This window comes from Methanocalculus taiwanensis (assembly GCF_024372745.1).
In the GTDB taxonomy this organism is placed as follows: Archaea; Halobacteriota; Methanomicrobia; order Methanomicrobiales; family Methanocorpusculaceae; genus Methanocalculus; species Methanocalculus taiwanensis.
Window position 1 is genome coordinate 1 of the sequence record NZ_VOTZ01000011.1, and the last position, 13,392, is coordinate 13,392.

The 13,392-nt window shown below is 52.8% G+C and carries 14 protein-coding genes; 8 read left to right on the forward strand and 6 right to left on the reverse strand.

All coding sequences use genetic code 11. The features are described 5' to 3' along the window. Positions 1 to 135: 135 nt before the first annotated feature. Positions 136 to 483, forward strand: a complete 348-nt coding sequence (locus FTO68_RS06075) for a tetratricopeptide repeat protein (RefSeq protein ID WP_255332492.1) — start codon at positions 136 to 138, stop codon at positions 481 to 483. A gap of 8 nt (positions 484 to 491) precedes the next feature. Here FTO68_RS06075 and FTO68_RS06080 read toward each other — a convergent pair whose 3' ends face one another. Together FTO68_RS06080 and FTO68_RS06085 are read right to left on the reverse strand one after the other, a co-directional pair. Next, a complete protein-coding gene (locus FTO68_RS06080; protein WP_255332493.1) occupies positions 492 to 911 on the reverse strand; it encodes a rhodanese-like domain-containing protein in 420 nt (139 codons plus the stop codon). Positions 912 to 962: 51 nt separating this feature from the next. Further along, positions 963 to 1,679 (reverse strand): glycerophosphodiester phosphodiesterase, encoded by a 717-nt coding sequence (locus FTO68_RS06085; protein WP_255332494.1) that lies wholly within the window; start codon positions 1,677 to 1,679, stop codon positions 963 to 965. Positions 1,680 to 1,916: 237 nt separating this feature from the next. Between FTO68_RS06085 and FTO68_RS06090 the strand changes: the two genes are divergently transcribed. Then, positions 1,917 to 3,908 (forward strand): hybrid sensor histidine kinase/response regulator, encoded by a 1,992-nt coding sequence (locus FTO68_RS06090; protein ID WP_255332495.1) that lies wholly within the window; start codon positions 1,917 to 1,919, stop codon positions 3,906 to 3,908. 10 nt (positions 3,909 to 3,918) lie between these two features. Here FTO68_RS06090 and FTO68_RS06095 read toward each other — a convergent pair whose 3' ends face one another. Continuing rightward, a complete protein-coding gene (locus FTO68_RS06095; protein WP_255332496.1) occupies positions 3,919 to 5,358 on the reverse strand; it encodes a PAS domain-containing protein in 1,440 nt (479 codons plus the stop codon). A gap of 74 nt (positions 5,359 to 5,432) precedes the next feature. Next, positions 5,433 to 6,998 (reverse strand): beta-ribofuranosylaminobenzene 5'-phosphate synthase, encoded by a 1,566-nt coding sequence (locus FTO68_RS06100; protein WP_255332497.1) that lies wholly within the window; start codon positions 6,996 to 6,998, stop codon positions 5,433 to 5,435. Between the two features lie 87 nt (positions 6,999 to 7,085). On the opposite strand from FTO68_RS06100, the gene FTO68_RS06105 reads away from it, so the two are divergent. The 6 genes from FTO68_RS06105 to FTO68_RS06130 all read left to right on the forward strand — a co-directional run bounded on the left by FTO68_RS06105 (position 7,086) and on the right by FTO68_RS06130 (position 10,852). Then, positions 7,086 to 7,532: a PPC domain-containing DNA-binding protein gene (locus tag FTO68_RS06105; protein ID WP_255332498.1), complete on the forward strand. Its 447-nt coding sequence runs from the start codon at positions 7,086 to 7,088 to the stop codon at positions 7,530 to 7,532. A gap of 118 nt (positions 7,533 to 7,650) precedes the next feature. Then, entirely contained in the window at positions 7,651 to 7,905 is a 255-nt protein-coding gene (locus FTO68_RS06110) for a FeoA family protein (RefSeq protein WP_255332499.1), read from the forward strand. Between the two features lie 2 nt (positions 7,906 to 7,907). Beyond that, complete coding sequence (locus tag FTO68_RS06115; protein ID WP_255332500.1) at positions 7,908 to 8,147, forward strand: FeoA family protein; 240 nt, start codon at positions 7,908 to 7,910, stop codon at positions 8,145 to 8,147. Then, positions 8,144 to 10,144 (forward strand): ferrous iron transport protein B, encoded by a 2,001-nt coding sequence (feoB, locus tag FTO68_RS06120; protein ID WP_255332501.1) that lies wholly within the window; start codon positions 8,144 to 8,146, stop codon positions 10,142 to 10,144. The genes FTO68_RS06115 and feoB overlap by 4 nt, the downstream gene beginning before the upstream one ends. Positions 10,145 to 10,147: 3 nt before the next feature. Continuing rightward, positions 10,148 to 10,588 (forward strand): hypothetical protein, encoded by a 441-nt coding sequence (locus FTO68_RS06125; protein ID WP_255332502.1) that lies wholly within the window; start codon positions 10,148 to 10,150, stop codon positions 10,586 to 10,588. Continuing rightward, positions 10,589 to 10,852 (forward strand): hypothetical protein, encoded by a 264-nt coding sequence (locus FTO68_RS06130; protein ID WP_255332503.1) that lies wholly within the window; start codon positions 10,589 to 10,591, stop codon positions 10,850 to 10,852. Here the strand turns inward: FTO68_RS06130 and FTO68_RS06135 are convergent. Both FTO68_RS06135 and FTO68_RS06140 read right to left on the reverse strand, forming a co-directional pair. After that, positions 10,849 to 12,603, reverse strand: coding sequence for a serine hydrolase domain-containing protein (locus FTO68_RS06135; RefSeq protein ID WP_255332504.1), 1,755 nt, complete (start codon positions 12,601 to 12,603; stop codon positions 10,849 to 10,851). The genes FTO68_RS06130 and FTO68_RS06135 overlap by 4 nt on opposite strands. Further along, positions 12,600 to 13,316: a SagB/ThcOx family dehydrogenase gene (locus tag FTO68_RS06140; RefSeq protein ID WP_255332505.1), complete on the reverse strand. Its 717-nt coding sequence runs from the start codon at positions 13,314 to 13,316 to the stop codon at positions 12,600 to 12,602. Before FTO68_RS06140 ends, FTO68_RS06135 begins: the two co-directional genes overlap by 4 nt. Positions 13,317 to 13,392 lie beyond the last annotated feature (76 nt).

The window sequence follows — 13,392 nt, forward strand, 5'->3', positions numbered from 1 at the left end:
CTTTTCAAAGGTGATGCGGATCTCCTATGAAGGGTTTGACCAGATCACTGAGGTGCCAAAGAAGGTCCGGGAGCTTGAGAAGAAGCTGAAACTTGATTTATTCCCTAAGTGAGAGCATAGTTTGGGCAGAATATTATGGCAGCAGCACTGGTGGAATTGGGACGGCCGGCTGAGGCTCTTCCTCTTCTTGAGCAAAATCTCTCAATCGATCCAGAGAGTGGGTATGCCTGGCATTTTCATGGGCGGGCACTGATGGACTGTAAAAAATATGTTGAAGCGCTTGAATCCTTTGAAAATGCCCTCGAATATAATCCGGAGAATGCAAATACCTGGTTCTATCGAAGTATCGCCCTTCATACTCTTGGAGAGATACAGGAAGCAGAGAAATCAATGAAAGAGGCGGCAAGCCTTGATCCGGTTAACATAGGATTGACCGCTTCACGGTATCTGACTATCTTCTCAGATCTGCTCAGAAGAACATGATCTCCCCTTCATCTGGCGATGGCTCCCCCTGCCCTCTCCCAGGCGGAGATTCCTCCTCCGAGATTATAAACTCTCATAAAACCCTGCTCTCCCATTATCCTGAGTGCAGAGCTGCTCTTTCCGCCTGCTGTACAGTAGAGGAGGTATGATCCATTTCGATCTAAAGTCTCCACATTATCAGCAAATGATGAGGAGATATCGATATTCACTGCGCCGGGGATATGTGCGGCAGCATACTCATCAGATCTTCTGAGATCGATGATTGTAAGGGTGGGATCTAATTCAATCAGGATGATCGCCTCCTCTGCTGTAATCGTCTGGAGTGTTGGAACCTCACTATTATCCGTAGATTCTCCCTGGCTCATACATCCGGATGCTGCAAGCAGCATAAGAAGAATTACCGCTGCCGGCAGGATTGCATTTCGCATAGGATCTCTATTGCCTCACACCGGATATCTGTTTTCCTGCCCGCAACGTTGCTATGAATCAAATGGATCCTTTTCTGCATCTCTCACATTCCTCAAAGAGCAGAAGAATGACCATGCTGAAGAAGGATCATCTGTTACTACTCCCTCAACTCCGATTTTAGAGGCTTCTGCATATGCTTTGTCCGAATTGAGGGTCCATACAATGACATTGAGGTCTGCTCTCTGGCTGAGATCTCTCAGCTCCTCTGTCATGTCTATAAACCGCAGAAGGATATATGATGCTGGGATTGATGCCGCCACCCGGACCGGATCAGCACCGGGAGAGCGGAAGATATACCCGATCCCGGCATCAGGGAGCTGGAGTGCGATCCGGCGGAGGCAGTCTGCATCAAAGGAGACGATCAGAACCTTCGAAAGCCCTGCCTCTTCTACAAGAGTGGCAACCTGCTCCTCATATCCTCCCTCCTTCAGCTCGATCACAAGGCCGCATTCACCAATGTCAAGGGCGAGCACCTCTGCGAGTGTCGGGATTCGCTCGCCCTCCCCGGCATCCAGTGCTTTCAGCTCAGCGAGGGTATAATCCCTGACAAAGCCAGTTCCATCTGTTGTCCGGTCAAGGGTTGGATCGTGGATCACAACCGGAACACCATCCCGGCTGATCCGGACATCTATCTCGACATAGTCAGACCACCTGCTCCCTTCCCGGAGTGCGGCGATGGTGTTCTCAGGCCGGGTGGCTCGGGCACCCCGGTGGCCGATGATGATCATATACTACAACAGGTTCGGCTTTTTGGTTAAATGTATTGAAAGAACGCTTATCCAGATTGCAAAAAAAATCCGATATCCCGGGAGATTTTCGATAGTCGAATCCCGGAGATTTGTGTTCTCTCTTGTATGAAGGATGATGCTGTATCTGAAGTGGCGTGTATGGGTCTTCGGTCTTTTCAATAAAACAGAATATTCTTCGTACTGCCACTATATCTACCAAATATCAGAGATCTCTGCGTGAAATCATCAGGTTGTGTTACAATCCATTCTCATGAATCCTATGAGGAGAGGCTTGTTCAAAATAACGGAAGAAAAATGCATCTGCTTCATGTCGATGATGAACCGCTCTTCCTTGAATTGACAGAGATCTATCTGAACCGAAGCGGGGATATGATGGTCACCAGCTGCTCCTCGGCAGCAGAGGCTCTCAGGCTGGTTGAGACAGAGGATTTTGACGGAATCATCTCTGATTACCAGATGCCTGGAATGAATGGCATCGAATTCCTCTTTGAATTGAGAAGCTCCTCAAATAACCTGCCATTTATCATCTTCACCGGGAGGGGGCGGCAGGAGGTTGTTATTGAGGCTCTCAATAATGGGGCGGATTTCTACATCCAGAAAGGCGGTGATATCAGCTCGCAGTTTGCAGAACTGGAGAATGCAATCCGGCAGGCTGTTTTGAAATACCGATCAGATATTCATCTCCGCCAATCCAGGCAGCTTATTTGCGACATCTTCCATCATCTCCCGGATGCCACCTATGCAATTGATTGCATGGGAAGGGTAATTGCCTGGAACCGGATGATGGAGAGGATGGCCGGAATAACCGCAGGCCAGGTGATCGGGAGGAGCGGGCATCCCTACGCTATCCCTTTCTTCCGGGAATCCAGAAAGACCCTCGTTGATTATATTCTCCATCCTGACGAAGAGATTTTGCGCACATATTCTCTTCTCAGGAAGGAGCATGGGATGATTATAGCAGAGACGGAAGGAATACTGCCCAATGGAAAGCCAATTTTCCTCAGGGCAAAAGCCTCGCTCCTGTATGATGAAAAGGGAACTGTTATTGGCTCCATTGAGTCAGTGCGTGATATAACAAAGAGCAAGATGGCAGAAATGGAACTCATCTCTGCTGGTGAATACCGGCGTACCCTGATCGAAGCACATATCGATCCACTTGTAACAATCGGTTCTGACGGCGGGATACAGGATCTGAATGCCGCAACAGAGGCATTAACCGGCATGACACGCGATGCATTGATAGGGCGATCATTCTCCTCCCTCTTCACCGATCCTGAATCTGCAGAATTGATATATCAAAAGACGATACGATCAGGTGCCGAAAGAAAACACTCTCTCTTCATCCGTTCGCCAGATGGGGGGGCTCTCCCTGTCATATTCTATGGCACAGTCTATCGTGGCCCGGATGGTGATGTACGGGGTGTCTTTGCAGAACTCCATGAAAGTATTCCTGCTCTTGATGCGATCCCGGCATCCTGTCCATGCAGCGAGGGAAGGTGCGGGTGTGCTGAAGCTGAGCGAGAATATACCCTGCATTTTGATATCATTCTTCATGATCTTGGAAATGCCGTACATACGGCACGTGGGTATATGGATCTCCTCGATGTACGTCTTGAAGAGGATCTTCGTACTGTTTCAGGGAAGATGAAGCAGGCTGTTGTCAAGGCAGGTGAGATCATCAGGATGGTGGGAGATGCGCGAAGAAACGGCAGTCAGATCACAATAGACAGGCACCAAGCAGTCATCCCTCTTGATGAAGTGATACGAAACGAGATCTCCCATTTCCCGGGAATCAGGATCGAGTATGGGGGATGTGATGAAGAGGTGCTGGCAGATGATCTTCTCGGTGAGGTGATCTGGAATCTTCTGCATAACAGCGTTAAATTTGGCGGTGACGATGTTGCCATCAGTATCAGGGTTGAAGGACGTGAGGATCGGATCATCCTCACTGTCACTGATACAGGGCCCGGTATTCCCGTGGATGTCATCATTCCTCCACCACAGAATCTCAGTGGCCGCGGGCTGTGTATCGTCCGTGATCTGGTTGCAGCCTATGGCGGTGAGCTATGGGTTGAATCCAATTCTTCCGATGGGGATGGGCGGGGTGCCTCCATCAGCCTCTCGCTCCAAAAGGCTGGTCTGGCAGGGTCTTCTGTATCCACCGGCGTGCCTTCATCGTCTCATCGGCTTCAGGAGTCAATCCAATAAACACACATATTCAACATTTCATATCCTCGGGGTTCCGCCATCCTCCCTCCGGCACATGTATCTCAAAACGTGCCCCTTCACCGTACACTCCGTTCTCGTGGATGGTGATGCCGGTGATTGAGAGGATCTCATTGGCGAGAAAGAGCCCAAAACCGGTATTCTTTCCAAAACCTTTCGAAAAGATCTTCTTCTTCAGATCATCAGGAACGCCGGATCCGTCATCCTCCCAGGCAACGACGAGCCCGCCATCTGAGGTCTCGCATGTAAGATGAACACCGGTTGCCTTTTCACCATGCCGGATTGTGTTATCCATCAGGTTGGCAAAGACCTTCTCAAGCATCGGATCAGCGTAGATCTCAATGTTCCCGCACTCATTGGTAAGAGGAATACCGGATCGACCGGATCCTTCAACAGACTGTGCCAGATCAGTCAGGGAGAGCCAGAGAGGCTTATCGACCCCGATCATCTCATATGCACGGGTGAATTCACTGTCCCGCTGTATAGCCGTTGCTGCCTTCTTTACTTCGTCAAGGTATCGTGCCTGAACTTCATCCACACAGATCTCCTCTGCAAATTCGAGATATCCCTGCAGTACCATCACCTGATTGAGTATGTCATGCCGGGTGATTCCGGTCAGGATCTTCAGTTTATGATTTGCAATCCTGAGTGCTTCCTCTGCATGCTTCCTGTCAGTGATATCACGGAGAACACCATCCTCCTGAACGAGATTTCCCTCCTCATCATAGCGGGCATGGGAATGGAGTTCCTTCCATGTGATGATATCATTTTTGCCAAAGCATCGGAATTCAAGCCCTTTTGTATACTCCCGCCCCTCTTCGATAGCTTTTAAAAAGTCATTTACTACCAGTTCACGGTCTGATGGGTAAATGAGATCGAGGAATGGTTTTCCAACAGCAATCGCCGGTATATAATCCTCTATGGTCCCCGGAGCCTCATTCAGAAAGAGTATGGTTCCATCTCTGTCCAGTGAATAGATCACATCAGGAATATTCTCCATAAGGACCCGGTATTTCCTCTCACTCTCGCGTAGCGCTTCCTTGATCTGTTTGCGCTCGGTGATATCTGCAACAAGCCCAACGCATATGAGAGGCTTTCCTTCCTCATCATACTCTGCTACACTTGCAGTATCTGAAATCCAGATGTATGTTCCATCAGAGAGCCGGATCCGGTATTCGATCTGATGCCGATCAATTGTGCCGGTGAGGAGATCTTCGGTTGCCTCTCTTACCAGTCCAAGATCATCAGGGTGAATAATCCTCTCAAAATCGGTATACCCTGCAAAGTCTTCAGGCTGGTATCCGAGCATTGAGAGACTCTGATCAGAAAAACTGATCGAGCCGCTCCGGCAGTCAATCTCCCACCAGGATATGCCAGCAGCTCCCATCACCGTCATCAGCCGGTTATACAAAACCCGTTCCTCATCTCTCATCTGAGAATCCCTCCTCTTCCCCTCATTATTATACCTGCCCTATGGCTGTTCCGCGTCTGAGATCACGGAATGTCTCACCCCATCCTTACAATCGCTCCCCTGTTTCTCGCGGTGACCTCTTCCACCGTACCGCCGATCCCAAGAAGCGCACGCCGTGCTGCCTCTGCAACCTGTGTATCGCCCCTGTCGATGATTGCAAAGACAGTCGGCCCGAATGAGGAGAGGCCCGCCCCGTATGCCCCTGCCTCACAGAGCAGGGCGGGGAGGTTCCGGAGTTTCTCCGGCTGGAGTGATGCCTCCACCCTCTTGAAGCCGATCTCCTGTATCCGGTTCACTGCCGTCCCGAACCGCCTGATATCCCCTTCGACAACAGAGGGGAGCATCTGCATCATCACGAGATGGCAGATCTCCTGCACCTCGGCAAGAGGCACCGGGCAGTATTCCGAGAATATATCCACCTCTGCCTTCTCTGAGGCGCCAGGCATCGTATCCGGTGTGACCAGCAGAATCCCCCAGTCTTCGGGGAAGGAATGGCGGAAAATAACCGGTGCCGGTGCCACTCCACGTGAGGCAGATGAAGGCTTAAAACCCGTTTTCTCCTGATCGGGGCCGAAAAGGTGGCCCCCATCGATAATGATCCCCCCTGCGTCAAAGGCAGCCGTTCCAATCCCGGATGTCCCTCCTCGGCCGGTTATCCGGGCAAGCTCCAGTGCTGTCGCCTCTCTTCCGAAGAGTTCTGCCACCGCCTTTGCTGCTGCAAGTGCAATCTGCGTCCCGCTCCCAAGCCCCGAGTGGCGGGGGAGGAGGGTATGAAGGATGATTGTGACACCCCCGGTGAGCCCGAAGTGTTCGATCACTGAAGCTGCTGCATCTGCCGCACGCCGCCTGCTCTCCTCATCCCCTCCATGCACCGAAATACGGCCGGCAGCACGTGCTTCGATGAGAAGATGCGGCCGGTCAAGGGTGATTCCGACTCCACCGTCAACGCGGCCGATGCTCCCGTTCAGGTCGATCAAGCCGATGTGAAGGCGGGACGGGGTATCCACGATGACCCGCTTTGTATCTGAGAATGTGCCGGATGGAAAGATCTCGGTGATTACCATGAGGGGCTCGTCTTTGTGGATGATCCGATACCGCCGGGCAAAGAGCGGCTCACCCGGAAGAATGCCGAAGATCCTGGCGAGATGCTCATCTGCCGGATATGAATCAATCGACAGGATCTCACGGCGGGACTCGATTTTGTGATTTTTGAGGATAATTCCTATCGGAATATCGGCCTTCATCATATCCAATCTCATCTCTGGAGCAAGCCGGTTGATCGGGGTGTAGGAGATGGCATAGATCAGCGGCTGCCCCTCCTCCCCCTGGCCGAGATCGACGATCCGGTGGTTCACCTGGTCACCCTCGCAGATGGCAAGCAGGTGCGCTGTCTCGCGATCTGCTGTGAGCACCTCCTGAAGCCGTGTCTTTACACCCACCTTTGACTCGGTTGCAAGTGAGAGGAGGTGGGTGACTGATCCGTCTGTTCCAAGGAGCACCTTCTGGAAGGGAGATAGATCTCCGGTATTCACCTCAATCTCACCGATACGAACCGCGATCTCGGTTGCACTGAGCGGGTGGATCTCATGACCGGTATTCATTATGATGAGGTACTGACCCGGAGGTTCTTACCTCTATTGATCCAGAAATCCCAAACCATAACCACGATCAGATCCACACTATTGTATATGCAGTATTCGGAAGGCACAGTCGGCCGGGTCTTCTTCCTCCGGTTTGATGATGGTGAGGATCTGATCGAATCGGTCCGTTCATTTATACAGAAGATACAGATACGCCACGGGGTCATCTCATTTCTTGGAGCGCTCCATTCTGCCGGTCTTGTGACAGGTCCGGAAGAGGCGGTGATCCCCCCGGTACCGCACAAGGAGCATATTAAAGGCGGCTGGGAGTGCCTCGGCACCGCCACCATCTATCCGGGCGAGGATGGCCCCTCCCTCCATCTCCACGCAGCTGCCGGGCGTGGCCGCGATGCCGTCTGCGGCTGCCTCAGGACAGACTGCCGTGTCTACCTTGTGGTGGAGGCGGTCATCTGGGAGGCTCTTGGTATAGAAGGAGAACGCATCCATGATCCTCAGATCGGGGCGGCGCTTCCTGTGCTGGCAAACCGCCTGTAGTTCGCAATCAAAATCTTCGGTTTTCCAATAAAAACCGAATACTTTTCTATATTCTCCTCTCTTTTCGAATCTTCTTCGACTTGGGGTTATCCCTACCAAACAACAGAACAAGCAGGTAATGAGTTCACCAGATCACTCACCAGTTACCCTTGACACAGTCATATCCGGAGATAAGGCACGGATTGTGGGTGTCAAAGCGAAGGGGCATCTCAGAAAGCGCCTCCTTGAGATGGGCATTATTCCGGGTGCCATCATCGAGTCGATCCGGGTTGCCCCACTCGGCGATCCGGTAGAGTTCCGGGTCAAAGGCTACAACCTCTCCATCAGGAAAGGAGATGCCGCCTGTATCGAAGTCGTGATGGAGGTAGAGTGAGAATGGCATCCTGTCCGCTCTCTCTCCTTTCCGCCGGGACTACCGGGAAGATTACGGGCGTCCATGCAGGTGAGGGGCTTCGCCGCCGCCTCTATGCACTTGGTCTTATCCCTGAGGCGACTGTTACGGTTGTCACACGGGATCGTGGATCGATCATCGTCTCTGTCTGCGGCTGCCGGTATGCCCTCTCCCGCGGGATGGCGATGAAAGTCATAATCGCACCGGAGGTGGCAGCCCGATGAAGAAGACGATCTCGGTTGCTTTAACCGGCAACCCGAATGTCGGGAAGACGACTGTCTTCAATACCATAACCGGCTCCCGCCAGCATGTCGGGAACTGGCCCGGCGTCACTGTCGAGAAGAAGACGGGGAGATGTGAATATGCAGACACTTCAATTGAAGTGACCGATCTCCCCGGCACCTACAGCCTGACCGCATATTCGGCAGATGAAGTGATTGCCCGGAACTTCATCATCGAGGATAATCCGGATGTCGTTGTCCAGGTTGTGGATGCCTCAAACCTTGAGCGTAACCTCTACCTGACGATGCAGCTGGCAGAACTCGGCAGACCGGTCATCGTCGCCCTGAATATGGTTGACGTGGCCGAGGGGCGGGGCGATACCATCGATGAGAAGCGGCTCTCGGAACTCCTTGCAATGCCGGTTGTCAGGACGGTTGGGACGAGCGGCAGGGGGCTTGATAGGCTTCTTGAAACGATCATCGCAGTTGCCGCAAAAGGTGAGAAGCATACTCATACCATCGGCTATGGAGATGAGGCAGAGGCGCTTATCTCGGATCTCGTCCGGATACTCGACGATGATCCGGCTCTTGCAGGTGGATACCCGCTCCGCTGGCTTGCCGTACGGGCAATCGAAGGAGATTCTGCTGTCCTGGCACTGATCGAGAAAAGCAGTGTTGCAGGTGCCGTGCAGGCAAGACTTCAGCAGATCGATCTCGATGAATATGAAGCGCTTCTCGCTGATAAGCGGTACGAGGCAATAGGCGCAATCCTCCCGCAGGCATGCACAATGTGTGTCAGGAAGATGACCGGATCGGATATGATCGATCGTGTCGTCACCAACAAGTACCTTGGCATACCGATCTTCCTCGCCCTCATGTGGGGGGCATTCCAGCTCACCTTCGCGGTTGCCGAGCCGTTTATGGCAGGAATCGAGTATGTCTTCGGCTGGCTCGGTGAAGTGGTTGCAGGCTCAATTGGAAATGAATGGCTTGCCTCTCTCCTTGGAGATGGTGTGATCGGCGGGGTCGGCGGTGTGTTCGTCTTCGTCCCGAATATCTTCATCCTCTTCCTGATCCTCTCAATCCTTGAAGGGAGTGGGTATCTTGCCCGTGCCGCGTTCATTATGGATCGGCTGATGTACGTGATAGGGCTTCCAGGCAAGTCATTCATCCCGATGCTGATGGGTTTTGGCTGCAATGTCCCTGCGATCATGTCGACCCGGACGATTGAGGATGATCGTGACCGGCTCATTACCATCCTGGTCAATCCATTCATATCCTGTGGTGCCCGGCTTCCGGTGTATATCCTCTTTGCGGGGGTCTTCTTCGGAAGGGATGCAGGAAACGTGATCTTCGGTCTCTATGCCCTTGGTATTGTTGTTGCGATCCTCTCGGCAAAGCTCTTCAGGTGCACCATTCTGCCGGGCGAATCATCACCATTCATCATGGAGATGCCGCCATACCGGATCCCGACCATAAAGAACGCGATGCTGAATATGTGGGAGAAGGGATCGATGTACCTGAAGAAGGCCGGTGGAATCATCCTTATCGGCTCTTTGATCGTCTGGTTCCTCGCCTCATACCCGGCTGGTGTTGAGTATGGGAGTGAAGAGAGCTTTGCAGGGATGATCGGGCATCTGCTTGAGCCTCTCGTTTCACCGCTTGGCCTTGACTGGAAGATTGCGGTTGCATTGATCTTTGGGTTTGTTGCAAAAGAGATCGTCGTCAGCTCACTCGGTGTCCTCTATGGGGCAGACGAGGGATCAGCTGCCCTCTCGGATGCGCTGCTAGCAGATCCCGCCCTCTCAATGGCAGGAGCCCTTGCGGTGATGGTCTTTGTCCTCCTGTATATGCCCTGTGTGGCAACCCTCGGTGTAATCAAAAAAGAGACGGGATCATGGCGCTGGGCCGGTTTCTCGGTTCTGTATGGGCTGGTCGTGGCATGGATACTGGCGTTTGCCACCTTCCATCTCGCCAGCTACTTCCTCGGAGGTGCATAAGCGATGTCAGAATATCATAAGCAGTTGTTTGCAGGTTTCCTCGGGCTCCTGTATCTCATTGTGGGTGTGGCTGCGCTCATAGCGCTGGTGGTGCCGGATATTAAACTCTTTGAGCTCTTCGGGATCTCAGGCGATCCGGCTATGGGCTTTGTCCTTGTGGTCATCGGGCTCACCCTGATCTCCGGGTTTTTCGAGCTATCGAAGAAGATCCATGAGGGGGTTGCATACCTGCATGTCGGGATCGGACTTGCCCTTGTCTTCGGTATGATCTGGTTCCTTTCTGTGGGTGCAGAGTTTGCCACACTCGCCATCTTTGAAGGTGAGGAGATCACCCTGGAAATGATAAGGGAGGCGATTGTACCACAGCTCTATCTTGCTGTCATTGCCCTCTTCGGCTTCATTGCATGGGGAAAGGAATTCTCTGCCGGACTCCTGAGGGATTGAATGTTCAAGGACATTCTTTTGAAACTTGCAGTGGGTGGGGTTGCAGTCCCCATGCTTGCTGCCGAACTTGGTCTCTCTCCTGATCAGCTCCGTGAACGGCTCAGGATGATGGAGCATATGGGCTATATCGCCGGTGGTGCGGCATGCACTCCCGTAGACACCCCCCCTCTCTGCGCCTGCTGCAGCGGGTGCATCTGCAGTTCTCAGGAATTGCCTGCCCGGTATCTTCTCACCGATAAGGGCCGGCGGCTGATCCGCTCCTAAACCGGGAGCAGCAGGTTCCAGGAATTGAGCCAGAGCAGGAATAAGATTGCAATGGCTCCGATGAAAACCTCCTCAATCTTTCTCTTCTGCTTGTTCTGGATGGTATGCAGGATCAGGTATGCCGCCAGGATCGCAGTAAGAGCCGGTATGCACCGTATCACAATAAACCAATGCGGGAGGCCGAAAAGGATGCCGAAGATCCTGATGGTTCCAAAGAAGAGGAGCATGAAGAGGATCGCCGTTCCAGAAACAAGGGTGATTAGGAGGTATCCCTTCTTCTGAAATGAATTGGTCGTTTCAAATGCCCGTTTGCCCCCGATGACTGCCCCGGAGAGGAAGACTCCGGCAAAGAAGAGGAGAAATGCATACTGGATCTGCGGGTTCTCTCTCCATCCTGCCCGCTTCCATCCGATTGATGGCAGGCTGTCCAGGAAGAGCCAGTCTTCTCCCTCCCTTTCAGAGAAAACAAGCCTGTCCGGATTATTCAGCCCAATACAAAAGCCCGGCTCCACCTCTGCATATTCAGCATCATTGATTACAATCATCTCTCCTTCCAAACGCACCCAAATCGATAGCTGATCGCGTCCGATTACAAGCAGTATCTTCTCAAATCCTGCAAGAGGGGCACGCGATGATATGTAGGTTCCCGCATAGTCCTTTGTTGATTCTGTTTGGTATGTGAATTGTTCTTCTCTCTCTGTCTGCAGGTATGTATCAAGGAAGGTATGAAGGAGTATAAACCGCTCGGCTGATCCGCCCGTTCCTGTATAGCAGATATAAATCCCGAGATTCTCTTCGGGTATGAGGGCGAGAAGGGTGGACGTTCCGGGAACATCCCCTGTATGCCAGAGAATACGTTTCTTTCCATGGTACCGCTCAAAATATCCGCCCTGAACGATCCCTGAAAGCCGGTTGTCATGGGAGAATATCCGGGGGTAGGCGTCTTCTCCTGCTTCCAGCACATGGATCATATAGAGCCCCATATCATGTGCAGTCGTATGCATGCCGCCTGCCGGGGAATAGCGTGAGTAGGCGGGGATGCCTTCTGTCAGGATCATCTCTGGGGATCTGGATGCAAGATGATCCGGGAGGGGTTCCCGTGCCGCAGTCGAAGCCATCCCGAGAGGTGTGAGGATCTCCTGCTCGATATACTCCTTGTAGGATGTGCCGCTCACCTCCTCGATCACCGCTCCGGTAAGGAGAGCTCCTATATTGGAGTATGAGGCGATCCTGCCTGGTTCACGAATCCGTTCCGGCTGCGTTTTTGTATAAGTCTCAAATGCGGGGAGTATCTCCTCAGGATTCTGTGTGAAGATACCAACTGCCACTTCATCCAGGCCGGATGTATGGGTCATCAGGTGAGTGAGCGTTATTGGTTCGGTATAGGTGTCCGGGATGACCGGCTCTGGAAGGAAACTATTGAGATCCGAATCGAAATCGAGCAATCCCTGTTCTGCCAGCGAGAGTGCCGCCTCCCAGGTGAAGAGCTTTGTCACTGAACCGATCGGAAGGATTGTATCCTCAGGATCGAGTAGATAGCTCCCGTCAGCATCAGCGGTTCCATACCCGAGGAGAGCGACGATTTCACCGTCATCGACGATTGTAATGACCGCGCCGTTTATGTCCGGATCCCTGAGATCTTCTGCTATATGCGTGGTGAAGAACTCCCCAAGGCTGTCCTCTTCAAGTGCTGCTGCGATCCCACAGATCCCGGCGAGGAGGATGAGTGAGAGGAGGAGAGCCCTGATCATAGCCTCTTCCCAACCGGCATGAGATAGAGGGGGATCTCATCGTCCGGGAGTCCAATGATCTCAACAACCGCTTTATCATCAAAAGCGCCGATAGCAACGGTGCCAAGCCCCCGTGCAGTGGCTATCAGGTAGCAGTTCTGGGATGCATGCCCCGCCTCCATCCAGGTATACTGCTCTGCCCGTTCGCCATACCGTGTGCGTGTCCGCTCGTATATGCCTGAGATGACGAATGTGACAGGGGCATCTGCAGGCATCTGCTGGCTGAAGGCTGCTGCTGAGAGGCGTTCCCTCTGGTCTCCATCATGTATCTTCCTGATCTGGTGGGTTGCCGGGATATACCGGTATGAACCGGGTGAGAGCCCCTCAACCCTGCCGACGGCTACCGTCACCTCAAGCGGGTACTGTGCTCCTGCAGAGGGGGCTGTCCTGAATCCTCTCGGATCGGTCACCCCTTGTGTTCCCCAGAGGAGCTGCGAGAGATCGTTCATATCCAGTGGCTCATCAGCATAGGTTCTCACCGATCTCCGCTCTGCAAGTGCCTTTTCAAGGGTGTTCGATCCTGTAAGATCCGGGGGAGGGAGCATGATCGCCTCGCCATCTGCCATGGAGGTGATCTGTGCAGGTAACGGTTCCTCTCCTTCCACACTGACACAGAGGTGTGTTGCAGAGGCAAAGAGGATGAAGGCGGCGACTATCCAGATCGAACGCACCATACTGGCTCCACTTGTCCTCTGCCATCAAAAGCATATGGGTGCTTTTGAGAAGCATTATCGACTCTTATCGCATATC

Bases quoted from the DNA above. Each gene is read 5' to 3' on its own strand.
- FTO68_RS06075 (WP_255332492.1), top strand. From the start codon at position 136: ATGGCAGCAGCACTGGTGGAATTGGGACGGCCGGCTGAGGCTCTTCCT.
- FTO68_RS06080 (WP_255332493.1), bottom strand. From the start codon at position 911: ATGCGAAATGCAATCCTGCCGGCAGCGGTAATTCTTCTTATGCTGCTT.
- FTO68_RS06085 (WP_255332494.1), bottom strand. From the start codon at position 1,679: ATGATCATCATCGGCCACCGGGGTGCCCGAGCCACCCGGCCTGAGAAC.
- FTO68_RS06095 (WP_255332496.1), bottom strand. From the start codon at position 5,358: ATGAGAGATGAGGAACGGGTTTTGTATAACCGGCTGATGACGGTGATG.
- FTO68_RS06100 (WP_255332497.1), bottom strand. From the start codon at position 6,998: ATGAATACCGGTCATGAGATCCACCCGCTCAGTGCAACCGAGATCGCG.
- FTO68_RS06105 (WP_255332498.1), top strand. From the start codon at position 7,086: ATGCAGTATTCGGAAGGCACAGTCGGCCGGGTCTTCTTCCTCCGGTTT.
- FTO68_RS06110 (WP_255332499.1), top strand. From the start codon at position 7,651: ATGAGTTCACCAGATCACTCACCAGTTACCCTTGACACAGTCATATCC.
- FTO68_RS06115 (WP_255332500.1), top strand. From the start codon at position 7,908: ATGGCATCCTGTCCGCTCTCTCTCCTTTCCGCCGGGACTACCGGGAAG.
- feoB (WP_255332501.1), top strand. From the start codon at position 8,144: ATGAAGAAGACGATCTCGGTTGCTTTAACCGGCAACCCGAATGTCGGG.
- FTO68_RS06125 (WP_255332502.1), top strand. From the start codon at position 10,148: ATGTCAGAATATCATAAGCAGTTGTTTGCAGGTTTCCTCGGGCTCCTG.
- FTO68_RS06130 (WP_255332503.1), top strand. From the start codon at position 10,589: ATGTTCAAGGACATTCTTTTGAAACTTGCAGTGGGTGGGGTTGCAGTC.
- FTO68_RS06135 (WP_255332504.1), bottom strand. From the start codon at position 12,603: ATGATCAGGGCTCTCCTCCTCTCACTCATCCTCCTCGCCGGGATCTGT.
- FTO68_RS06140 (WP_255332505.1), bottom strand. From the start codon at position 13,316: ATGGTGCGTTCGATCTGGATAGTCGCCGCCTTCATCCTCTTTGCCTCT.